This window comes from Mucilaginibacter aurantiaciroseus, from assembly GCF_024055595.1.
GTDB classification, from domain to species: domain Bacteria; phylum Bacteroidota; class Bacteroidia; order Sphingobacteriales; family Sphingobacteriaceae; genus Mucilaginibacter; species Mucilaginibacter aurantiaciroseus.
The window spans coordinates 519,407-544,081 of the sequence record NZ_JAMXOF010000002.1 but is presented as its reverse complement, the minus strand read 5'-3'; the positions used below and the strand labels follow the sequence as shown (position 1 = coordinate 544,081).

At 36.1% G+C, this 24,675-nt stretch carries 22 protein-coding genes; 7 read left to right on the top strand and 15 right to left on the bottom strand.

Annotated elements, in window-relative coordinates:
• Positions 1–6: 6 nt before the first annotated feature.
• The 15 genes from NAF17_RS10610 to NAF17_RS10540 all read right to left on the bottom strand — a co-directional run bounded on the left by NAF17_RS10610 (position 7) and on the right by NAF17_RS10540 (position 17,378).
• Entirely contained in the window at positions 7–1,203 is a 1,197-nt protein-coding gene (locus NAF17_RS10610) for a right-handed parallel beta-helix repeat-containing protein (RefSeq protein ID WP_252757963.1), read from the bottom strand.
• A gap of 3 nt (positions 1,204–1,206) precedes the next feature.
• Positions 1,207–2,346, bottom strand: a complete 1,140-nt coding sequence (gene wecB, locus NAF17_RS10605) for a non-hydrolyzing UDP-N-acetylglucosamine 2-epimerase (RefSeq protein ID WP_252757962.1) — start codon at positions 2,344–2,346, stop codon at positions 1,207–1,209.
• 28 nt (positions 2,347–2,374) lie between these two features.
• Positions 2,375–3,517, bottom strand: a complete 1,143-nt coding sequence (locus tag NAF17_RS10600; RefSeq protein WP_252757961.1) for a polysaccharide biosynthesis C-terminal domain-containing protein — start codon at positions 3,515–3,517, stop codon at positions 2,375–2,377.
• A complete protein-coding gene (locus tag NAF17_RS10595) occupies positions 3,486–3,932 on the bottom strand; it encodes a cupin domain-containing protein (RefSeq protein ID WP_252757960.1) in 447 nt (148 codons plus the stop codon). The genes NAF17_RS10600 and NAF17_RS10595 overlap by 32 nt, the downstream gene beginning before the upstream one ends.
• Complete coding sequence (locus NAF17_RS10590; protein WP_252757959.1) at positions 3,932–4,969, bottom strand: polysaccharide biosynthesis protein; 1,038 nt, start codon at positions 4,967–4,969, stop codon at positions 3,932–3,934. Before NAF17_RS10590 ends, NAF17_RS10595 begins: the two co-directional genes overlap by 1 nt.
• Before the next feature lie 3 nt (positions 4,970–4,972).
• Complete coding sequence (locus NAF17_RS10585; protein ID WP_252757958.1) at positions 4,973–6,184, bottom strand: glycosyltransferase; 1,212 nt, start codon at positions 6,182–6,184, stop codon at positions 4,973–4,975.
• 2 nt (positions 6,185–6,186) lie between these two features.
• Entirely contained in the window at positions 6,187–7,383 is a 1,197-nt protein-coding gene (locus NAF17_RS10580; RefSeq protein ID WP_252757957.1) for a glycosyltransferase, read from the bottom strand.
• Positions 7,376–8,575, bottom strand: a complete 1,200-nt coding sequence (locus NAF17_RS18305) for a glycosyltransferase family 4 protein (RefSeq protein ID WP_252757956.1) — start codon at positions 8,573–8,575, stop codon at positions 7,376–7,378. The genes NAF17_RS10580 and NAF17_RS18305 overlap by 8 nt, the downstream gene beginning before the upstream one ends.
• The gene (locus NAF17_RS10570) at positions 8,562–9,821 is read right to left on the bottom strand and encodes an O-antigen ligase family protein (protein WP_252757955.1); all 1,260 of its coding nucleotides are present in this window, start codon (positions 9,819–9,821) and stop codon (positions 8,562–8,564) included. The genes NAF17_RS18305 and NAF17_RS10570 overlap by 14 nt, the downstream gene beginning before the upstream one ends.
• Positions 9,821–11,173, bottom strand: coding sequence for a lipopolysaccharide biosynthesis protein (locus NAF17_RS10565; RefSeq protein ID WP_252757954.1), 1,353 nt, complete (start codon positions 11,171–11,173; stop codon positions 9,821–9,823). The genes NAF17_RS10570 and NAF17_RS10565 overlap by 1 nt, the downstream gene beginning before the upstream one ends.
• 38 nt (positions 11,174–11,211) lie before the next feature.
• Positions 11,212–12,189 carry an SDR family oxidoreductase gene (locus NAF17_RS10560; RefSeq protein ID WP_252757953.1) on the bottom strand — a complete coding sequence of 326 codons (978 nt, stop codon included), beginning with the start codon at positions 12,187–12,189 and terminating at the stop codon, positions 11,212–11,214.
• Between the two features lie 20 nt (positions 12,190–12,209).
• Positions 12,210–13,520 (bottom strand): nucleotide sugar dehydrogenase, encoded by a 1,311-nt coding sequence (locus NAF17_RS10555; protein ID WP_256474495.1) that lies wholly within the window; start codon positions 13,518–13,520, stop codon positions 12,210–12,212.
• Between the two features lie 84 nt (positions 13,521–13,604).
• The gene (locus NAF17_RS10550; protein ID WP_252757952.1) at positions 13,605–15,926 is read right to left on the bottom strand and encodes a GumC family protein; all 2,322 of its coding nucleotides are present in this window, start codon (positions 15,924–15,926) and stop codon (positions 13,605–13,607) included.
• A gap of 19 nt (positions 15,927–15,945) precedes the next feature.
• Positions 15,946–16,764 carry a polysaccharide biosynthesis/export family protein gene (locus tag NAF17_RS10545; protein WP_252757951.1) on the bottom strand — a complete coding sequence of 273 codons (819 nt, stop codon included), beginning with the start codon at positions 16,762–16,764 and terminating at the stop codon, positions 15,946–15,948.
• Between the two features lie 221 nt (positions 16,765–16,985).
• Positions 16,986–17,378, bottom strand: coding sequence for an RNA-binding S4 domain-containing protein (locus NAF17_RS10540; protein ID WP_252757950.1), 393 nt, complete (start codon positions 17,376–17,378; stop codon positions 16,986–16,988).
• 80 nt (positions 17,379–17,458) lie between these two features.
• Between NAF17_RS10540 and NAF17_RS10535 the strand changes: the two genes are divergently transcribed.
• The 7 genes from NAF17_RS10535 (at position 17,459) to NAF17_RS10505 (ending at position 24,627) form a co-directional block, all read left to right on the top strand.
• Entirely contained in the window at positions 17,459–18,274 is an 816-nt protein-coding gene (locus tag NAF17_RS10535; protein ID WP_252757949.1) for a 2,3,4,5-tetrahydropyridine-2,6-dicarboxylate N-succinyltransferase, read from the top strand.
• Positions 18,275–18,368: 94 nt separating this feature from the next.
• A complete protein-coding gene (locus NAF17_RS10530) occupies positions 18,369–19,355 on the top strand; it encodes a glycosyltransferase family 9 protein (RefSeq protein WP_252757948.1) in 987 nt (328 codons plus the stop codon).
• Positions 19,348–19,914, top strand: coding sequence for an L-threonylcarbamoyladenylate synthase (locus tag NAF17_RS10525; protein WP_252757947.1), 567 nt, complete (start codon positions 19,348–19,350; stop codon positions 19,912–19,914). The genes NAF17_RS10530 and NAF17_RS10525 overlap by 8 nt, the downstream gene beginning before the upstream one ends.
• 55 nt (positions 19,915–19,969) lie before the next feature.
• Positions 19,970–21,382 (top strand): CCA tRNA nucleotidyltransferase, encoded by a 1,413-nt coding sequence (locus tag NAF17_RS10520; RefSeq protein ID WP_252757946.1) that lies wholly within the window; start codon positions 19,970–19,972, stop codon positions 21,380–21,382.
• Positions 21,383–21,417: 35 nt separating this feature from the next.
• The gene (locus NAF17_RS10515; protein WP_252757945.1) at positions 21,418–22,065 is read left to right on the top strand and encodes an IS1096 element passenger TnpR family protein; all 648 of its coding nucleotides are present in this window, start codon (positions 21,418–21,420) and stop codon (positions 22,063–22,065) included.
• A gap of 53 nt (positions 22,066–22,118) precedes the next feature.
• Positions 22,119–23,048: a tRNA (adenosine(37)-N6)-dimethylallyltransferase MiaA gene (miaA, locus tag NAF17_RS10510; protein WP_252757944.1), complete on the top strand. Its 930-nt coding sequence runs from the start codon at positions 22,119–22,121 to the stop codon at positions 23,046–23,048.
• 97 nt (positions 23,049–23,145) lie between these two features.
• The gene (locus tag NAF17_RS10505; RefSeq protein ID WP_252757943.1) at positions 23,146–24,627 is read left to right on the top strand and encodes a N,N-dimethylformamidase beta subunit family domain-containing protein; all 1,482 of its coding nucleotides are present in this window, start codon (positions 23,146–23,148) and stop codon (positions 24,625–24,627) included.
• Positions 24,628–24,675 lie beyond the last annotated feature (48 nt).

Here is a 24,675-nt window from a genome sequence, read left to right as displayed (position 1 = left end):
GTGCAATTAGTTAACCAATTGTATTTTGTCCTTTTCAACGATATTGTTTTTAATAGCGTCAAGCATCTGAGTTTGAGAAATGTTTTTACCAGATAAATCATAGATTGTTTTAACCTTATTTATGTGGAGTACAGGTCCATATTTATTATATAGGCCATGCCCAAATCCTAACTTATTATTTTTCCACGTAGAATTTATAATATTTATATTACCGCCTATTGGGGCATAATTATAAAACTGTTTATAACCGCTATAGTGCAATGCCGTTTGTGATTGGTCATCAATATGATTTTTTACGCTAATATTAACCTGCTGGCCATTTTTACCAATTAAACCAAGTAAAACTATCATCAATCCACGCTTTGAATTAAAAGTTACTGGTTTATCTATCGTAATATTATTAAGTGAATCTGAATTTTGGTTGGGTTCCATATCAATTCCCGCCATAGGTTCTGTGCCATTGATATTAGAAACAACAGGATGTAAGATTGTAACGTTAGTTGCGCTTACAATAGATATTCCATTGCGCCTGGCGTGATCCACTTGTGGGTAATAAATTTGAATATTACTACTATGCTTAGTTAACTGTCCTATGTATATGCCGTCCCCCCAACACTCATAAACTTTTGGGTTTATAATTTGAATATTTGATGAACTTGCAATAGAAATGCCCATGCCCCATTCTCCCGTAGTGCCGGTATGTTGATCTCTGTCACCCACTAATACCGGAAAATATATTTTAACATTGTTTGCGTTGAATATTCTAAGTATTTGATAATTTGTTAAATTATTTGGTGCCATTATTAATTTTGAATTAGGGCCAAATAATATTATCCTATTGCTTAATATGGATATTCCACTTGAGTTAACAAGAATAGGGAAGTTTGGCATTAGCACATTTGCATTACCATTTATTGCCCGCTGCATATAGGTTGTATAATCTATAGAGCCATCTTTTACATACCCTGGCGGTAATTCTTGAGTTGCATCGTAGGCCCTATTTTTAAAAGAATTTGCTGTTAACTTAAAAGGGGCAAGTTCTTGAACCGATGGCAGATAACTATTCGCTATAGTTTTATATTTAAAGCTTTCCTGAGCTTTACAACTTCCCCAAAAAATAAGTAAGGTTGTAAATACAATAATTGTGCAATTAAACCTCTGTCTAAAGCGATATACTTTATTATAAAATCGTTGTTTTAACATACTCTAAATTTCACGCCACACTACCCTTTTAATGTAATCAACGTAGCTTATTATTATTCTGACCATTTTATCAGACACATTAGGCATAGAATAATCAGCTACTTGCTTAAAATTCCTCTCACTTCCCCTCTTCTGATACTTCAATTGTATTAACGCTTGCATTATACGTTCAGTATTCATGCCAACCATCATTACAGAAGCTTCTTCCATGGCTTCCGGGCGTTCATGTGCATCCCTAATATTTAATGCGGGGAAGTTCAGGATAGAAGATTCTTCAGAAATTGTGCCGCTGTCTGATAATACCGCGTACGAATTCATTTGTAAGGCATTATAGTCATTAAATCCCATTGGCTTTAAAAACTGAATCAGTGGGCTTACTGCAAAATTTTTGTTTTCAATCATTTTTCGGGTGCGCGGGTGTGTGCTTACAATAATAGGGTAGCCATAGGTATCGGCTATATTGTTAAGGCTATTTATTAATCCTTTAAAGTTGGCTTCACTATTTATATTCTCTTCGCGATGCGACGACACTACAAAATATTTATGCTCTTGGAGGTTTAAACACTTTAAAATATCAGAGTTTTTTATTCTTGGTAAATAATGATTCAGTACCTCAAACATAGGTGAGCCTGTTTTTATTATCCTGTCTGGGTGTAATCCTTCTCGTAATAAATACTCTCTGGCTATATCACTATATGTTAAATTAATATCAGCTATATGATCTACAATTTTCCTATTAGTTTCTTCGGGCACACGTTGGTCAAAACACCTGTTTCCAGCTTCCATATGAAAAATAGGAATATGACGCTTTTTAGCAGGTATTGCACATAGACAGCTATTAGTATCGCCTAATACCAAGAAAGCATCCGGCTTTTCACTTTCAAGATAAGTGTCTATTTTTATTATTATTTGTCCAATAGTTTCAGTTGCCGTACCACCTGCTGCATTTAAAAAATGATCTGGTTTACGGATTGATAAGTCATCAAAAAATATTTGATTAAGTTCATAATCGTAGTTTTGGCCAGTGTGCACAATAATATGTTCTATCGCATCAGACGCATCTAAAGCGGCCATTACACGTGCTAATCTTATAATTTCGGGCCGTGTGCCTACGACCGTCATTACTTTTAATTTTGTTTTCATTTATAGGTAGCTGACTTTTGTAATATTATTAAACATTTTCAAAATATGTATCAGGATCTTTCTGATCAAAAAATTCGTTAATCCAAAATATAGTAAATAACTCTTCGGTCCCAGTATTTTTTATGCTATGAGTATACCAAATGGGCATATCAACATATGCAGGTGCATTACCTGACAAATGAAAATCAAATACTTTATCGGTGTTAACTTTTCTGAGCTGAATAAGCGCTTCGCCTTTTATTACTGCAAAACGCTCAATTTTACGGGTGTGATAATGATTACCTCGTGTAATACCAGGTACTGTTGTTGAGAACGAAACCTGGCCGCCAAGGTTTAACCGTATTACCTCAACAAATGTCCCTCTGGGATCTGTATGCCGTGTAAATTTAACCGGAAAATGGCTTTCAACATTTATATATGCCCGGAAAGTATTAAACAAGTTTATCTCAAATGAATCTTTTAATTCAGGTATTATCCCCGCATCCAAATATTGTTCTTTAAATGTGTTAAGCAAGGTTAAAACTTCTGACACTTTGTATTCATCGGTATGCGCAATGGTCAATAAATCATCGCCAGAATTACTTCTTATTTTGTTTACTAATGCCTTTACTAAATCGCCTACATAAACTAGTTTTACGTTGCCATCAACTTCTATTTTAGGTTGCTCGTTATTGATTAGCTGATGGCAAAAGGTAGATACAAATGAATTATAATATGGATGCCCAAATGGGCCGAAAACATTGGGTATTATTAAACCGGAAAATTTCCCTTTTGATTTTTTTGCCCAGTTTATAAAAAGTTCGCGACCTTCTTTTTTACTTTTACCATATAAATTTTCATTATTCTCTTGCGATGAAGATGAAAATATAACGTGTGCGTTACTATCAGTACGTTCTAATGCTCCTATTAACTGTTTAATAAGCCCAACATTATTTTCATATATTACTTGCTGGTCGTTATGCCGGTTCATTGCCGCCAGATGCACAATTACATCACAACCAGACACAAAATTATCCAGAATTGCTTGGTCAACAAAATACGTCTTATTAAAATCTACACGTATAAACTCATCCGGGAAAAGGCCAAGTGTATTATATAAATGCTGACCAACAAAACCTTGCTGACCGGTAATTCCTACTTTAATCATATTTTTCATTTTTTTTCCAATCATACCAAAGTTGTTTATCAAACCTGCATTCATCTGCTGCAGATTGCTCAACCGAAAAGTCGGAAAACACAATTAATTTTGAGTTTGGCTCAAGTGCCTTAAAACCATTAGCATATCCACCCGGTATGTGTAAAATACCTGTTAGCTCTGTAACTGTATATTCATATAAATTATGGATGTGTATAGGATTTTCCCAACCGCTTGGCTTTACAACAACTATTTTAAAGCTGCCTGCTACTACGTAAAACCATTTTTGCTCAAACTTGTGCCCCTGCCATGCTCTAACTATTTCAGTATTAGCGGGCTGAATATGATAAAGTCTTTTTACATCATCTAAAGAGAAGTGATTAACAAATGAAAGACTTCCTCTTTCATCGTTAAAACTGCCCCCATTTATAAATTGTGGAGTTTGCAACATTATAAATTATATTTTACTGCATTTGTATCACCAAATACTTCGCGTTGAATATATGGCTGTTTAGATAACAAAGCTTTCATTCCTTCAACCCCTAATTGTTCTGTATTATGGGAGTGATAATCTTCAATTTTAGAAAGGTTTGTTTCACCTTCAGAAAAATATTGCGCATAGTTTAAGCTGCGATTGTCTGCAGGTATACGGTAAAATTCACCCATATCTTCAGCTTTTTGCATCTCTTCTCTAGTACAGAGTGTTTCGTAAAGCTTTTCACCGTGGCGTGTTCCAATTATCTTGATTTCATTATCGGCATTACACAACTCTTTTAGCGCAATAGCCAAATCATTTATAGTTCCAGCAGGTGCCTTATTAACAAATAAATCTCCTTGATTACCATGTTCAAAGGCAAATAAAACTAATTCAACAGCCTCTTCCAATGACATCAAAAAACGGGTCATATAGGGGTCAGTTATTGTTATTGGAATACCAGCCTTAATTTGCTTTAAAAACAATGGAATTACTGACCCTCTTGACGCCATCACATTACCATAACGGGTTAAACAAACTGTAGTTTCGCCGTTAACAATATTTCGTGATGCAGCTATGGCTACTTTTTCCATTAATGCTTTTGAGATACCCATTGCATTAATTGGATATGCCGCTTTATCTGTACTTAGACAAATAACACGCGAAACCTTATTAGCTACTGCTGCGTCAATAACATTTTGTGTCCCAAAAACGTTTGTCTTAGTAGCTTCAATTGGAAAGAACTCACATGAAGGGACTTGCTTTAACGCAGCTGCGTGAAATATATAATCCACCCCATGCACAGCCTTTTCAATACTGTTATAATCTCTTACATCACCAATATAGAATTTAAGCTTAGGATTGTTAAGCTGGTTGCGCATATCATCTTGCTTTTTTTCATCCCGGCTAAATATGCGTATTTCTTTAATATCAGTATTCAAGAAACGGTTTAAGACCGCATTACCGAATGAACCCGTTCCTCCGGTTATTAATAGTACTTTATTATCAAACATTTCTTATATTTTATTTTCAATTAAATCAACTATTTTTTTACATTGCGCAACCGGGTTTTTATAATTTAAAATAAAATCACGTGCTTTTTTACCTTTTTCAATTAATGTTTTACTATCCATTTGCAGTATGCATTTAATTTTATCTGATAAAGTTTTTATTGATACATCATCTAAACTATAACAATGCTCATAATATTCTTTTGGTATACCTGGTAACTTATAAATGAGCACAGGCACTCCTGATGCCAAATATTCCATTGTTTTTGACGGGAAAGAATATCTGGTAAACTCTCCTTCAGCCGTACGCGGGTTTACGAGTAATGATGCCTGCGTTTGCAATTGCAAAACTCGTGATCTTTCTAAAGATCCATGATAAATTATATTAGGATTATTCTCAGCAGCTGCCTTTATTTCATCTTTGGCATCTCCGTCTCCGCATATAATTAATCTTGCTGTTATATTTTCTAAAACGTTAAATGCAGCCAGTAAATTTAATATCCCATAACGCCGTGCTAAAGTACCCGTATAAAGTATAGTTTTTATTACTAAATCATTAACGTTAGTGGTGCTGCTAATATCCACATTATTAAAAATACCCTCAATTACCGTAAACGGCTTTTTTTCAGGCAATTTTTCCATCATATACGGGGTTAATAATATATACCCGTCTGTTTTTTTAAAAAGCTTTTGTAAAGCATTATATGTATAGTTCTTAAAGATTCTGTAAAAAACATTATTGGGCCCCCCCATAAATTGCGGCAAGTCTGGCAGAATTAAAACCACCTTTAACTCATTAAATAATTCTTTTGAGTTAATTGCAGCTTTTAAAAAAGGTAAAAAAGCGGAATATATTATGATAACTTTTTCGCCGTTTGTATTAAGAGCCCACTTTTTTATCTCTCTTTTTGCACTTAGGTAAATATCAATATTTTTTAGCCCTAAAAGATTAAAATAACCGGGATTTATACCAGTAAAACCCGACATCGAGCCAAACGCTATTCTTTTTACTATCGGTACTTTATACAAAGTAGGGTAAGACCCTACAAATGGAAAGTTTAATACCGTTAAATCATCATAATAGGCACCTAACCCTTTTACAAATGACCATTGCAGGGCATCCGCAGCAAATTGTATATTAAATTTACTGTTTGAAACAATTTCTTCACGTATCTCACTGGGAAACAAACCCGTTAAAAACAGCACCTTTTTTGACATATTTAGCTATGATTATCTTTAGATACGCTGTCTAGAAAACTACTAATAGGTGTTAAATAATTTTTATAATCAAACAAACGCTTTTTTATAATATTATTTTTCATAGTACTAATTTGGAACTTGTTTAGTGATAACGGTATTAGTAGTGAGTTACAAAACAAAAGAGTATTGGTAGTGTCTAAAACGTACCCGGTTTCTCCATTTTTTAAGTAATCTGTAATATTACTTGATGCGTTTGCAAGTATAGGTATTCCGCATGAAAAAGCTTCCACAAACTTGGTTGGAAAACCAGCTGTATTAACCAAATTATTATCCCGGATAAATATGGCATAATCAGCTCTTTTTACTTGCATAAGGGCATCCTCATGAGACAGCCTACCCTTAAAAGAAACAAATTCATCAATATCATTTATAGGTAGCTGTTTGTTAAAACTATTCAGATATTGTTCCTTTGTTAAACCAATAACGTTTAATAATAGTTTATTTTTTATGTTAACTCTTATTGTACTTAATGTACTAATTATTTTATCAATTCTATCTTTTGCCCCCACACCCGGCGAGCCTGCGTAAACAAGTTTGATAGCGTCATCTTCATCGTTCAAAACAATGGCAGCCCATTTCACTGATGCCAAATCTACCATTGGAGGCAACTGGATTACATTTTTCATACGGGGTGCATAATAGTCATATAGATACTTGCTTATGGCAATAACACCGTCAAGTTTGCGTTGCACAACTCTCATTCTTAAAAACGTATCAGCACCTTTTACAATCTTAAAAAGTATGTTTCCCTGTGGCACATACCATTCCGTACAATCTGAGACAAGGGCTATATTATTCTTTTCACATATATATTTTAATCTTAAAAGCGCAAAAGCAGGGTAATTGTAAGCCACAATAAACTTCAAGTTATTGAGTAAATTCATTATTGACTTTACATCATTTATACTTAGCATATACAAAAACCAATCAATAGTATTTACTGGATACTTAAATCGATAATATGTAAACCCCTCAAAAACATCTTTAGTATCTTCCAACTTCGTTATCTTACTAACTGCACGATCGAGGCATAAATAGTAAACAGAATATCCAAGATCTCTGAATGCCTTTCCGTTAGCAATAACACGTTGTGCGGCTGCATTTTTATCAGGTAGTTCAAACCCGCCTATATATAGTATCTGTTTTTGATTATTCATTAACAATGTTATTTAAAAACTGTAATAGCTTTGCACATTGAAATTTATAATCAAAGTTATCATTGACATATTTTTTCGCTTTATCTGCAACTTCTAATGCCGCAGGATAGTTCTCAATAATGTATTTAAGTTTCACTGCATAATCTTGTGGGTCATTAGGTTTTGCTAACCACCCGTTAACCCCGTTAGTAATATAGTTAGGAATTTCGCCTACTGCAGTAAGTAGTGTTGGTACTCCCACTGCCATATATTCACCCAGTTTCGTCGGGAATCCGCCAGCAGCTCTTTTCGTATCAGGTTGAGAAGATACGAGTATATAGCTGTTTTTTAATATAACCGGTACTTCATTATTATTAACTTTACCTTTAAATAATACTCTTTTCTCTAAATTGTATTTTTTTATCAAGGCTATTAACTTTGCTTTATCAATTTGCGACGGTGCTCCGTAGAGATGAAATTCAATATCTATAAATTTATCAGCTATTAGATAAAAGGCATCTATAATATTGTCTACGTTATCTTTAGATAGTTCCATATTGCCCATGTAACACAAATGCTTTTTATTTTCATGTGTATCACGGACATCTGTAAACCTAGAGATATCTACCACACTGGGTAGTATGAAGCTATTTTTTTTGACTATGCCGTTATAAAATTCTTTTAGAGATTGAGTCATGAAAATCATTCCAGATACAAATTTCAAACTATTTTTAAACAATAGTTTACGCCAAAAAGATATACTTGTTTTTAAGTATACTCTGATAGGTACGGGAAACTCATCTGCGATAAACACAATTTTTAACCCGATTATTTTCAGGGCAGGAATAAATGCATACAATATCCTAAACCAATCTGAGCTAATAATGGCTAAGTCAAATTTTTCCTTTCGATTTTCTTTTATTAGTACCCTAATTGATTTATAACAATAAAAAATATGGCTAAGTTTTCTAATAAACTTATTTGAAGGGTACGATCGAGTACCAGGGTAATGGTAATTAATACCATTAACACTTCCGTTAACAGGTAAATTTTTTTCTATGCTATCTGTAGGAAAATAAATAAAAATATGAACCTTAACAGCCAATTCAACCAACCCCTTAGAATAAGTTAATATACGGTTGGTTGGTGCTAACCCATCCGGGAATGAATAGCCGCATATTATTGCAATCCTTTTTAATTTATTGGGAGACACTTTGCTTTTGATAATATTTCAACCTTCTACTAATTTGTTTTATCCGCACATTAGGAGCCATAATAATTGTCCCCCATATTATAATAAAAAAATAAAAATGGCGCACCGTTATATCCTGAGAAAAGGCAAGTATCAGCAAAAGCACAAAGAGGCTATACCCAATGATTTTTCTATTGGAATAAGCCCCCATGATATATATACAGGATCGGCACAACACCATATAGTAAAGCAATCCATATATAACGCCATATTTTACAAAAACGAAAGTAAGCCCGTTGGCAGTAGACTCGGCATCGGTCAAATCTGCAATATATCTTGAAGCACCATCACCTACGCCTGTAAAAGGATATTCACTAATTACCTGATAATGAATTAATGTAGCACCAAAACGGCTTGTCCCTGTTTTATCAGAATATTGATTTAATATTTTGGTCTTTAATATATCAAGGTTGGCAATATAAATAGAAGCAATAACAATAGCCAGCACATATAGCAGGCTTAATTTGGAGTTTGAATAAAAGATGGAATAAACTAAAAAAATAAAAATAAGTGCTATGTAACCTGTTGTGGAAAATGTAGTTACAATTGTAGTTATAAGGATAATGTTACGAATATTAATGAGCTTTTTGCTAATTACTATATTAAAAAATAACGCAACATTTATAAATACAGCAAACATACCGGGCTCCCAAAAGGGCCCTGAATTACGATTATATAATGAAGCATAATTTTTAAAATTATAAATTATAATATTTCTGTTTTCTTCGCCAATGGCTAAATCATTATTATTATCATTCAATGATTTAAACATAGGCGCAATCTTAGTACTTATTATGGCCATAAATGGCTCAACATAAGTCAACGGAAAAAATATAAGGCTAACAATACTAAAAATTAATACAAGTTTTATATATACATGTATGAATTTATCCCCAACTACTTTTGATATAAAACCATACGTCAAAAAAGCGAGTAATAGTGATATTGATGTTAGAATGTTTTTATTATATCCTAAAATTGTTTGAATTAGAGATAATATTAAAAATGGAATAAGTATAACAAGCAAGCCTTCGCTGATTCTGTACCCTCTTTTAGTAAAGAATATTCCTGAAATTACAAAAACAGGCACCAGCAAATAATTTTGTGCTCTATAAAAAAACTCAAACCCGGTTAAAGCCATTATAGCTAAAATCAAAAAGGAAGGAATCCAACCCACAGGTTGCTTAGAGAGCGCTTGTACACTCATTATATTTGTTCATCTAATTTAAACCGTTTGTCCATTGTGCTTTTTAATTCATAATTTAAATAAATACAGCGTATCAACATACCTATTGTAATTATTAACACAACACCTGATGGATCAATATATTTTTTTAGTACGTATACCGCGAATATTGATACCGCAGCTATTAAAATACCATATGTTGCCTGGCCCCTAAAAAGAGACATACCATTTAAAAAAACACATATAATTGTATTCCATACCGATAATATGATAAAAAACACACAAAAAACGGTCATCTGAAAAGATGGTAATACAGCGTAATTATGTGTCCATAACAGTATCAGCCATTTACTGGTAAAAATTAGCAGTAAAAATATAGGTATACCAATTTGAATAAATAACCGGTTAATTCTTTTATATAAAGTATTAAGCCAAACTGTATCCTGTTTTGAGTAAGCATCTGATACGGCAGGCCACAGTGGCATAAACATCATATTAACAAACAGTATAATAAAGTTTAACAAACGCATTAACACAAGATATTTAGCACTTTCTTTCAATCCGTAATTTGATGAAATTATCATCGGGGTAATACTGCTTACCAAAAAAATTGCTATGGCCGCTCCAAGGCCTACAATACCAGTTCTAAAGATTCTTTTAAATAATACTTTATCGACGTTTTTAAACTGGAATACAAGGTAAGGGTACTTTCGATATAATAAAAATATACCAATTGCAAGCATTAAATTTGGCAAACCACTTGATACCAATATGATAATAGAAAGAGACTGATTAGTTTTTACCGCCCAAAACAATAAAGCCAATGATATGACCCTAGATATTACCAATATAATGCGTGAATAATAACCCTGCTGATATGCATCAAAAACACGTTGAACTAATCCTGAAATGATACCAAATGACAATACTATAAATACAGATTGCGTTGTAGGTAAAATTTCTGATGCGATACTATTATCCTGATACTTAAATATTGTAGCCAGATTTATAAATGGCAATACCAAATAAGATATTGCTATCAATACTGTAAATATAACTCCACCAAATGCTAATGTTGTAGCAAACGCTTTAGTAAGCTTATTTTCATCATTTTCGGCTTTTGCGTATGACATAATATTTTGCATGCCTATACCCATACCAAAATCGGAGAACGTCACAAATAGTAATATTGATGATAAGGTCATCCAAAGGCCATACCTTTCATTCCCTACAGCTTTTAAAACTAACGGTACGCTTATAAGTGCCGTTAGCATTTGTATACCCTGTGCTAAAAAAGAAATCGTTGAGGTTTTTATTGCCTGTTTATATCTTTCATCACTAATATTCTTTATTTTTTTTAACAGTTTAATCATTTTTTACTTATAAAGTTCCTAATTTCCTTTAGTAGCAGCTATTGCTGTGCATACCATACTACAGAAATCTCGAGGCCCTTTTTAATAGATATTTGGGGCTTGTAGTTTATCAGACTCTCAGCTTTTTGTATATTAGCTAAACTATGTTTCACATCGCCACGGCGTTCTTGTTGATAATTTGGTTCTATATCAACATTATTTAAATTGCATATATATTTCCACAACTGGTTAAGCGTTGTTCGTTCGCCAACAGCAATATTAATAACTTCATGGTTTTTGGGCTCAATTAAAAGTGCTTTAATATTTGCTTGTACAACATTTTCAATAAATGTAAAGTCGCGGCTAGTTTGTCCGTCACCGTTTATGGTTACGATTTCCTTTTTTGCAGCAGCATTTATAAACAATGGTATTACAGCCGCGTATGCACCACTAGGATTTTGTCGTGGGCCAAAAACATTAAAGTATCGCAAACCTATTGTATGAAAGTTGTATGTTCTGGAAAAAACCGATGCGTATAATTCATTTACATACTTTGTAACAGCATATGGCGATAGCGGATTGCCAATTTTATCTTCTACCTTGGGTAAGCTGGGATGATCACCATACGTGCTTGAACTTGCTGCGTATACAAAATACTTTATACCTTCATCCTTACTTGCCAGCAATATATTTAAAAAGCCACTTATGTTTACATCATTGGTTGTTACAGGATCATTAATAGAACGCGGTACTGACCCTAACGCTGCTTGATGAGATACGCAATCTATACCATTTACAGCGTGCCTGCATACTTCAATATCCCTAATGTCGCCCTCTATAAGTTCAAAAGCTGGGTTTGCTAAGAATGGCTTAATATTTTTTTTATAACCTGTAGAAAAATTGTCTAAAACTCTGACCTTTTTTGCACCGTATTTTAAAAGGTATTCTACTATATTAGACCCTATAAAACCGGCGCCACCGGTAATAAGAAAAGATATATTACTTAAATCTCGGGTATGGTAGGGGGTGGTATACATTTTATGTGTAAAATTAAATATTAAAGCCTTGCAGATACGCTGTTTTTAGGTAAAAGTCCTTTTACATCGTACACTACATTATTATTTTTACATAATGATTGGATATCTAAACTTACAAACTCATTATGTGATACCGCAAGGATAATGGCGTCATATAGTTGCTCGGCAACTATTACTTTTGTTGATTTCCAACCATACTCATGTTCAACTTCAGCGGGGTCTGCCCAGGGATCGTATACGCTAATATTAATATTGTAACCCTTCAACGTATTTAAAATATCTATTACCTTGGTATTTCTTACATCCGGGCAGTTTTCTTTAAACGTTATTCCTAATACAAGTATTTCGGAATTTTTCACGGGGATCTCCTGCTTAATCATCAGTTTGATAACCTCGTGTGCAATATACTCTCCCATGCCATCATTTAATCTTCGGCCAGCTAAGATAATTTCGGGATGATACCCCGCTTCTTGTGCTTTTTGAGCCAGATAATACGGGTCAACCCCGATGCAATGCCCGCCAACAAGACCAGGTTTGAATTTTAAGAAGTTCCATTTCGTAGCGGCCGCCTGTAAAACTTCATCTGTATCTATACCTAAGCGATTAAATATCTTAGCCAATTCATTAACAAAAGCAATATTAATATCACGCTGTGCGTTTTCAATGACTTTTGCGGCTTCTGCAACCTTTATTGAAGGGGCTTTATAAGTACCCGCTGTGATAATTGAATTATATAAGCGATCAACAATATCCGCTATTTCCGGTGTCGAGCCCGAAGTTATTTTAAGAATTTTAGAAACTGTGTGCTCTTTATCTCCAGGATTAATACGTTCAGGAGAATACCCAGCAAAAAAATCGATATTGAATTTCAATCCTGATATTTTTTCAAGCACAGGTACACACTCATGCTCCGTAACACCCGGGTATACGGTTGATTCATATACTACAATATCACCTTTTTTTAATACCTTACCTATGCTCTCGCTGGCTTTATATAACGGGGTAAGATCTGGGCGATTATTCTTGTCAACAGGAGTTGGAACAGTTATAATATAAATATTACAATCAGCGATTTTATCCAAGCTACTGCTAAAGGATAATCCTATTCCACTATTATGAAATTTTGATAAAACAGAGTTAAGTAATTCATCATCAACTTCTAGTGTAGCGTCATGTCCGATACTTAGTTCGGTTATACGTTTTTGGTTAATATCCAAACCTACAACCTTATATTTTTTTGCAAATTCAACAGCCAAAGGTAGTCCTACATAACCTAAACCTATTACTGCAACTCTATATTTTTCTTGTTGATTAATCTTATTAGTTGACATATATATATAGGGAATTATAATTTTAATTCAAACGGTATTTTAACGTTATAAATATCCTTACAAAAATAATTTTTCTTATAGGATTTACTCTTCTTGATAATAGCCACCATACCCGTACCCATACCCATACCCATATCCATATCCATATCCATATCCGCCTTTATTATCAATAGAATTCATTACCATGCTAAGATTCGAAAACTTCTTCGTGCGATTTAAATTTTCTAAATTACGGATATGAGCTTTTGCTGTATAATTATGACGCACTATATAGAGTGTAGCATCTACATACGGTGCCAATATTTGGGCATCTGTTACCAAGCCTACTGGCGGAGCATCTAATAATATATAATCAAAGTTTTCTCTTAACTCATCTATAAGAGTCTTAATCTTACCATTTAAAAGCAACTCTGCAGGGTTAGGCGGGATTGGACCACAAGTAATAATGTAATAATTTTCTTGCTGAGGGATTTTTTTTATAATCTCTTTGCTAGAAATTTCGCCTATCAAATAATTCGATAAACCCTTTGCATTACTAATTTCCAATCCCGCGTGCAATTTGGGTTTGCGAAGGTCAAGTTCAAGGATTATAACTTTTTTTCCTGACATAGCCAAACTTCCACCTAAATTAAGCGAAATAAAAGATTTACCTTCACCACTTATGCTGGATGTAAATAATAAAACTTTTTGAGTTGCTTGAGGAATAATAAAATTAAGATTTGTTCTTAAAGCCCTAATCTGTTCCGCCACCATTGATCGGGGTTTACTTGCAACAAGTAACGCTGATGAATCGTCAGAATGCGATATTTCTGATAATATAGGTACTCTTGTAAAACTTTCAACATCAGATCTTTTGGATATTCTAAAGTTCAAAATATCCTGTATGTAAATAATAATTACCGGAATTACTATTCCCAGAATTATGAATACCAAAAATGTTAATTGCTTTATAGGTTTTACGGGGTTTCTTGAACTTTTTGCGTCGTCAATCGTTCGGCTATCTGCCTCTGTAGAGGCTAAAGAAATTTCTGTTTCCTCGCGCTTTTGCAATAAATAAGTAAACAAATTGTTTTTAATTTCTTGTTGACGCATAACATCTATCAAACCGCGTTCTTTAGCAGGTACATTACTAATAATTCCCTGAAACGATGCATTCTTATTCTCTAAAAATCTTTTTGTACTAAGTAAACCGGCCTTTGTATTTTGTACTGATTGACCTATTGAAGAAACTAACGTTTTAATTTGATCATTTAAAGAAATAATAACGGGGTTGGTGTCAGGTATTGTTTGTAATAAACTTTGTTTTTTAAGTTGAATTTCGCCTAACTGGCTTACTAAACCAAGTAATACAGGATCTTCGATACCTAACATAGATGGTACGCTACTATGTTCGCTAATTGTATTTTGCAGATAATCTTCCATGTTTTTCAACAAACTAAGCTTAATATTTACCTTACTTAGCTCACTGTCATTACCCTGAACCGTCTCTAAAAAAATTTGCGATTGAGCGCTGATATCCGTTATTTGATTGCCTGATTTATAATTTTCCACCTTTTTTTCAGCAGTACCCAATTCATTTTGCAACTTATTTAGTCTGTCTTTAATGAATGCTAAAGTGGTAGCAGTAACTTTGTTTTTGTCTTCAACAGCGGCTTTATTATACTCAAATACCAACCTGTTTAATATATTCTCCCCCTTTTCGGGTATAGCTGATTCAAGTGTGATAATAAGTGCGGTTCCTTGCTTACTAACCGGAGAAACATTTATGGCATTAGAATATTGATCGATTAAGTCGTCTACATTGTTGAATTTAATCTCAACAATACTTTTAGGAGAGTATTTGGTACCGGGGTTAAGGGTAATCAAAATTATCCCGGCATCTATCTTAATTGGCTTATCAATGGCGTAATTTTTACCATTAATTTCTACCTGATTAGGATTTAATAACCGCATCTGATAAATAATAGTATAGTCAACCCAGGATGCTGGTTTCATTAATTCAACTTTAAAAGGGATATCAGCGTATATTTCATGTCGCCTGACACCTGAAGTACTATAATAAGAACTTTGCAGATTTAATCCTAAAATAGCTTTCTTTAAAATAGTTTTAGATTTTAAGATTTGAACTTCATTATCAATTATCTTATCGGAAGAAAAAAGATTTAAATCTTTTAGAAGATCATTTTGCCCTCCTAAATTACCCTTATTATCTTTTATTAAAAGATCCGTTTCGATTTTATATAAAGGTGTACTAAATCTTATATAGACATAGCCTGAAAGTATTGCAATAGTCAATGAAAATGCAAACCATTTCCAATAAGATAAATATTTAAAAAAAAATTCTCTGAAATTTGGCTCGTTTTGATGTTTTTCAAAAAATTCTATGTCCTCTGTGAGATTGGTCATTTATTAGATAATAAAAAGATTATCGACGTGCGTATACAAAAATGATAGATATGAATGAAAGTGCGCTTAATAACACAGGTAATATCTGATAAACTTTATCTGACTGTGATATTTTTCCTTTTCCTGGTTCTACATATACAACATCGTTGGTGTGTAGGTAATAATAAGGGGAAGTATATAGTTCACGCGTACTTAAATTAACGGTACCAAATTCTTTCCTCCCATTATTGTCGCGTATAATTAGTATATTTTCTCGCTTGGCAAAAATTGTAAGGTCTCCTGCCATACTTAGGGCTTCAGGAAGGGTTATTTTCTCATTTGGTATAACATATACAGATGGTCGGGCTACTTCGCCCATTACAGATATTTTGTAGTTAAGAAACCGAACATTTACAGTAGGTTCTTTTAAGTAAGTTTTTAGGCGTTCTTTTATAAGGTCCCTGGCTTCAGAAGTATTTAAACCCACAACTTTTAAAGACCCAACAAGCGGTAATTCAATATTGCCTAAAGGGTCAACAAGAAAACCTGGGGCTACGTTTTGTATGGCTGTGTTGGATCCGGATATCTGAGTTACCGAATTAACATCAGTATTTGGGCTTATAGGCAGTGATGAATATGGATTAAAAAAACTACTCGCCATCGGGTTAAGAGAACCAATATTAATGGCAAGTATATCAGCCTGCTGGATTTTAGGTATGTAGGCTTCAGCTACAGCAATCGTATCCATTTGACCAATGCCTTTTTGAAAATATGCTATTTGTTTACGACTTACACACGATGTCAAAACAGAAATAACAGATAATATCAAAAAAAAATTAAAGTAGCTTTTTTTTTTCATAGTATGGTGCGGTATCGGCGCAAAAGTAGATTTTTTTATTAATTAAACCAATGTAAATAAACAACTTCGACTTAAATGCGGTTGTATTATATTAAAATAATACAAATGAATTAAGGTCATTTTCAAAATAAAACACAGCCAAACACCAATAAAACATAGCACTTTACTAAATACCTGTTTGTATGCGAGGGTAAAACATATTTACAATGTAATTGTTTTATTTAATTAAAAAAATCGTCTTTTAGGTCGTCAATTTCGCGGCGGTCGCGCTTTGTAGGGCGGCCGGCACCCCTGTCGCGCGTTAATAGTGGCGCATGGAACATTGATTTAAATGCGATTGTTTCTTCCTCGGGCGTCACATCCTCGTAAAACATTACGGCGTTTTTTGCATCGGTGCGGCTTTCCAATAAACCGGTAACTTTAAGCACACGTTTATCAGGGCCTTTTGAAACAGTATACACTTCGCCCACCTTTACCTCGTGCGATGGTTTAATATTATTACCCGCCAGTTTAACCCGGCCGGCCTTACAAGCATCAGATGCTAAAGTGCGCGTTTTAAACGCACGGATAGACCATAAATACTTATCAATTCTTAATTTTTCTTTCTCAGCCATGGCGCTCTCTATAATCTTGATACTACAATCAAGCAAATCTCCTTAAAATTCCTTTAATTTGACAAAATTTAAATTCTGTAATGATCGACCTTAAAAAAATGATTGAGGATGCCTGGGATAACCGCACCCTTTTAAGTGAAAACGACTACATTAATGCCATAAATACCGTTATTGAACGCCTTGATAAAGGTGAGATACGTGTTGCCGAACTGATTGGCAGCCGCTGGCATACTAACGACTGGATCAAAAAAGCTGTAATATTATACTTCCCTACCCGCACTATGGAAGAAATTAAATTCGGCCAGTTTGTCTTTCATGACAAAATGAAACTTAAAACCAATTATAAGGAACTCGGTGTGCGCGTAGTGCCGCTTGGTGTTGCCCGTTACGGTGCATACCTGGCTAAAGGTGTTATTATGATGCCCTCGTATGTAAACATTGGCGCTTATGTTGATGAAGGCACAATGGTTGATACCTGGGCTACTGTAGGTTCATGCGCGCAAATTGGCAAGCATGTTCACCTTAGCGGTGGTGTTGGTATTGGTGGCGTGTTAGAGCCGGTACAGGCATCCCCGGTAATTATTGAGGATAACTGTTTCCTTGGTTCACGTGCTATTGTGGTTGAGGGTGTACACGTGGAAAGCGAAGCTGTGTTAGGCGCTAACGTGGTTTTAACAGCATCTACCAAAATTATTGATGTAACCGGCCCCGAGCCAATTGAATATAAAGGCCGTGTACCGGCCCGTTCGGTAGTTATACCCGGCTCGTACACTAAAAAATTCCCTGCCGGCGACTACCAGGTGCCTTGTGCTCTTATAATTGGCAAGCGTAAAGAATCTACCGATAAAAAGACATCGCTTAACGATGCTTTAAGGGAGAATAACGTAGCAGTTTAAGTATGAGATTAGAAGCCCCTCCCCACCCTCCCGAGAAGGGAGGGCTTTTAAATAAAGTTTCCCCTTCCGGCGGAGATTTTAATGGGGCCTATACATGAAAATCCTGATTCGCCTGCCCAACTGGCTTGGGGATGTGGTTATGAGCACAGCGTTCATCAATGCAGTGCGCCAGCTTTATCCCGATGGGTCAATCGATGTTATTATCAAAAAAGAACTGGGCGGCATTGCCTCACTTATCCTCGGTTTAAACAAGATCCATCTCTTCTCAAAACATGAATACAATGGCCTTGGCGGTGTTTATCGCTTTGGTAAAACCTTGCGTGCAGAGCGGTACGACATTTTTTTTAACCTGCCGCATTCCCTATCCTCTTTTGTACTGGCCTGGGCCAGCGGCGCTAAGCGGCGCATAGGTTTTAATAAAGAAGGCGGCCTATTTTTGCTAACGCGATCTTTTAATAAACCTGCTAACCTGCACCGGGTAGATGAGTACGTTTACTTGTTAGAACAATTTGAAGGAAAAACCATCTCTGAAAGGCAGGTTAATTTAAAATTAGACAAATTTACTGATACTAAAGATACAGTTATTATCAACTTTAACTCAGAAGCCTCATCGCGCAGGATGCCGTTAAAAAAAGGACGCGATATTATTAACACGTTAACCAATACCTTTAAAGATATTACCTTTGCTTTTGTTGGCTCCCCAAAAGAGGCTGGCTTTATTGATGATTTATTAATTGGACTTGATAATCCCGACAGGTTACAAAACATTGCCGGCAAAACCAATTTAAAAGACCTCGCCGAAACCATGGCCAACAGCAAAGCTGTTTTGACAACGGATTCGGGTCCGGCACATTTAGCAAATGCTGTTGGTGCGCCTACTGTAGTATTGTTTGGCGCCGGCGATGAAACCAACACCGCGCCTTACAACAAACAGAACCTGCAAGTTATTCGTTACGGCAAGCTGGAATGTGAGCCCTGTGTGCGCAATACCTGCGAATTATACGGTGTGCCAAGGTGCATGGAAATGCTTGATGAAATAAAAATAATAAAAGCATTAAGTTTGCACCTCAATCATGCTTAAAGACGAAGTAAACAAGGCACTAAAAATTGTGCAGGATGGTGGCATTATCCTATACCCTACCGATACCATATGGGGTATTGGCTGCGATGCCACCAATACCGAAGCCGTTAAAAAAATCTACGCCCTTAAACAACGCGAAGAAAGTAAAAGCATGATCATCCTGCTGGATATCGACAATAAACTGCAAACCTACATCAACGAAGTACCCGATATTGCTTACGACCTGATAGAATATGCCGAAAGCCCATTAACACTGGTGATGCCGGGGGCCAAGAACATCTCTTCGGCTTTGATCGCTGAGGATGGTAGTGTTGGCGTTAGAGTGACAAGTCACCCATTTTGCCAGCAACTAATACAGCGTTTACGCAAACCTTTGGTAAGCACATCGGCCAATATAAGTGGTCAGCCATCACCGGAATATTTTGGAAAAATAGACCAGGATATTATTGATGGTGTTGATTATGTGGTTGACATTGAACAATATAGCACTGAAATTAAGAAGCCTTCAACCATTATGCGGTTGAATCCAAATGGCGGTTTCGAATTTATTCGCCGTTAATTTTTATATAATCGCTAAATTTGCAGCGTTATACAAGCCTGTTCGCAGCATCCTTATGAAACAACACCTGCAACATCCGGTATTTTCTGTTATTTCTAAACTTGCTGCCGAACAAAACGTAAAGGCCTATGCAATAGGGGGTTACGTGCGCGATATTTTCCTTAAACGCTCTTCTAAAGACATTGATATTGTAATTTTAGGGAACGGGATAGCGTTTGCCGAGGCTGTTGCCGCAAAGCTAAATGTTAAGGTGTCTGTATTTAAGAATTTTGGTACAGCCATGCTGCGCTACCAGGATGTTGAAGTTGAATTTGTAGGTGCCCGTAAGGAAAGTTACCGGTCCGATTCGCGTAAGCCTATTGTTGAAAATGGCACTTTGGAGGACGATCAAAAGCGTCGCGATTTCACCATAAATGCACTCGCAATCGCCCTTCATAGTTCACAATTTGGGGAATTAATAGACCCATTTGAAGGCATTGCTGATTTGGAGGCAAAACTCATTCGTACGCCCCTAAATCCGGTCGAAACTTTTTCTGATGACCCGTTGCGGATGATGCGCGCGATCCGTTTTGCCAGTCAGCTCGATTTTAAAATTGACGTCGAGGCTATATCCGCCATCAAAAGCAACCTGCACCGCATAAAGATCGTGTCGCAGGAACGCATAACCGACGAACTGAACAAGATCATCCTGTCGCCCAAACCATCAATAGGTTTTAACTACCTGTTTGATACCGGGATGCTGAATATCATTTTCCCGCAGATGGTTGCGCTTTACGGCGTAGAGATCATAAACGGGAAAGGACATAAAGACAACTTTTACCATACCCTGCAGGTGCTTGATAACATCTGCGAAGCTACCGACGACCTTTGGCTGCGCTGGTCGGCTATATTGCATGATATTGCAAAACCTCCTACCAAACGCTTTGAACCAAGCCACGGATGGACGTTCCATGGGCATGAGGATAAAGGCGCGCGCATGGTTCCCAAGATATTCGCGCAGTTGAAACTGCCGCTTAACGAAAAAATGAAGTTGGTACAAAAGCTGGTACAACTGCACTTACGACCTATTGTACTGTCGCAATCTATTGTAACGGATTCTGCAGTGCGCAGGTTGCTATTTGAGGCCGGCGATGATATTGAAGCGTTAATGCTGCTATGCAAAGCAGACATCACCACCAAAAATGAATATAAGGTTAAAAAGTACCGCAACAACTTTGAACTGGTACAACAAAAGTTGAAAGCCGTTGAAGAACGCGACAACATCCGTAACTGGCAGCCACCGGTGACCGGGCTGGATATTATGCAGCTTTTTGGTATTGGCGAGGGCCGCGAGGTAGGGATCATTAAAAATAAGATCCGCGAAGCGATACTGGAAGGTGAGATACCAAACGAGCGCGAAGCTGCAATAAACTTTACAATTGCAAAAGGGCAAGAAATTGGCTTGAAAGTTGTGGCAAACAAAAATTAATTTATCATTACTACTTTTACAAAAACTACTTAAAAATGGCACTATACAGGTTCAGGGTTACTTTTGAAGATTATGACGACGTTTCCCGGGATATCGATGTAAAATCTAACCAAACATTCGAAGATCTTCATAAGGCAATACACCAGAGCACCGGTTACAGCCCTGATTTTCCGTCTTCTTTTTACATCAGTAACGACCAATGGATGAAGGGTGAAGAGATCACCTACATGCCAAACCAAAAACGTACCGACCGTAAGATCCCTTTGATGGAAAAAATAAAGCTGAGCAGTTTTATTGACGATCCGCATCAAAAATTCTATTATACCTTCAATTTCGACAGGCCATTTGATTTCCATGTAGAGTTGATGAAGATCATCCTTGACGACGCACCTGGTGTTACCTACCCTGCTGTTATACGTTCGGTTGGTGAGGCGCCAAGACAATTTGGCAATGAATTTAACCCTGCTGTGGAAGCGGTTGAGGCACCTGACGGCGATTTCGATTTCCTAAACGAGATGGCCTACAACCATGATGATGCCGACGAGTTTTCTGAAGTGACCGATAACGGTGTTGAAGATAATGTTGAAAAGAAAGTTGACAACGAGGAAGAAGAAGACGAATTTGGCTTTGGTGACGATGCCGAATTTGAAGATGAGGACAAACCCGGCCGCGACGACTATTAATAAGTTGATGGCCTGTAGTTCATGGTTCATAGTAAAACAATAAAATATTAAACATGACAGCGATCATGATTTTACCAACCATGAACCATGAACCTTTAAATAATAAAACCCTTATTGTAATTGCCGGCCCTACGGCCTCGGGTAAAACCGCGGCGGCTATTAGTTTGGCGCAGCATTATAATACAGTTGTTGTTTCTGCTGACTCCAGGCAATTTTTCCGGGAAATGTCTATCGGCACGGCTAAACCTACCGATGAAGAGTTAGCAGCAGCCCCACATTATTTTATTAATTCGCATAGTATTACTGAACCATTCTCTGTCGGCGATTTTGAGCGCGAGGGAATGAAATTATTAACGGAGCTTTTCGAAAAGCATGATGTCGTTATTATGGCAGGCGGCTCAGGCTTATATATCCGTGCCATTACAGAAGGCTTTGATGAATTGCCAACCGCTGAACCTGATATTCGCGACCGCCTCAATACCGAACTTACCACAAACGGCATTGCAGCCCTCCAGGAACGATTAAAAAAAGCTGACCCAGCATATTATGCCGAAGTAGATATCAGCAACCCACAACGGGTTATAAGAGCGCTGGAGGTGTTTGAAGCTACAGGCAATCCAATATCATCATTTCGTACAGCTAAATTACATAAACGCCCTTTCAATATCATTAAGTTTGGGTTGGATATGCCCCGCGAACAATTATACGAAAGGATAAACCGCCGCGTGGATCTTATGGTGAAAGATGGCTTGTTAGAAGAAGTAGCCGCTCTTAAGCGGTTTCGCCAATATAATGCGCTAAATACAGTGGGTTATTCAGAACTATTTGACTTTTTTGATGGCAAAACCGATATGGACACGGCAATCGATAGGATCAAACAAAACACCCGCCGCTTCGCCAAAAGGCAACTAACCTGGTTCCGTAAAGATAAAGATATAATTTGGACCATCCCTAACATGATGTTAACATTGCTAGAACATTGAATTAACTTGATACTTATTTTTGATAGTTTAAAGAAATCTTGCTTTCTAATGACTTGACTATTATATATCTTAGCAGTGTAATAAATATAATAAATTAATGACACCCCCTACTATTAACAGAAGAGCCTTTCTTGGTTCTTTGTCAGTTTTTCTTGTGCTTGTTGGCTGCAAAAAATCTGATTTAAAACCAAGTACTACTATACTAACTACAAACGGAACTATCCCACCCGTTATACCGCCTACTGTGTATGATCTGGAGCTATACGGTGCAACTGAGCTGGGCCCTGCTATAGCAATACTTCCTGGATATTTTTCGTTACTGACTTATGGATATAGTGATAAAACTTCATATTATCCGGGCGACGATGTAATCCTGTACCTTACTGGCCCTAAAAGTGAAAGTAAACTTATTATTTTAACTGATATTGCAGGGAAACAAGTATATAGCTTTTCAACATCCATAGAAAGGCAAAGTATTAATAACATAAAGCCATGGAAAAGCGGTTTATTTTTTAATGAAACCACAACTTTTACTTTACCGGTAAATTTAAAAAGCGGGGTTTACAAAATATTAACTGGTCATAATGTTCATGAAAAAATTACTATAATTTGTAAAAGCAAAATTAAAAACACTGATTTGACAGTTGTTTATCCTATGAACACAGACAATGCCTACAATATTTGTGGCGGCAAGTCTCTTTACGGCCCTACCCCTTCAGATAGATCAACCGTAGCATCATTTGAAAGATATTTTCAGTTTCCGGTTGATTACACTACCGGTTTTACAAAATGGGCTAATATGCAGTCGTACTCAATAAATTATATTGTTGATACCGATCTTGAAGACTACAATGTAATTGCAAATTCAAAAACATTAATAATTATAGGGCATAGTGAATATTGGACGCGAAAAGCGAGGATCAATGCAGATAAGTTTGTTGCATCTGGTAAAAACATGTTGGTATTATCCGGTAATACGATGTGGTGGCAAGTAAGGTATGCACAAAACAAAACATTAATGATTTGCACAAAGGATGCGACTTATGACCCTATAGGAAACTCTGTTTACTCAACTATACACTGGTCCGACGAAATTTTAAAATTACCTATAACACAAAGTATCGGTGCAGATTGGAACGGTGGGGGATATGCAAATCAACTGCCAAATAGATGGAACGGTTTTAAAGTTACTAACGCAAGTTCACCATTATTTGAAGGCTTAAATTTGAAAAACGGTGATATTATTAAGCTTCCGTCATACGAGGTAGATGGTGCCCCTGTGGTAAAGACTATTCTGCCAGGCTCATCAGAAATACCGGTAATTGATAATAAAGTTCTTCAATTTAATAAAGTTGAACTTCTCGGGTTCGATTTTGCTACAGGCGGACCTCAAAAAAATGGGTTAGCAACTTTTATTGTATTTAAAAAAACTGCTAGTTCTGGTACCGTGGTAAATGTTGCGACAATGAATTGGTGTTCTCCTACCGGTATGGGTGGCGATGATGCTGATAAAATTTGTCAAATCACCAAAAACATGATCGATAAATCCTTAAGCGATGCTACGCTTTTCACAAGCTAAGCACCCAAGGCTATAGCGCAACAAATTATTACAACAGCTGATTTAAAA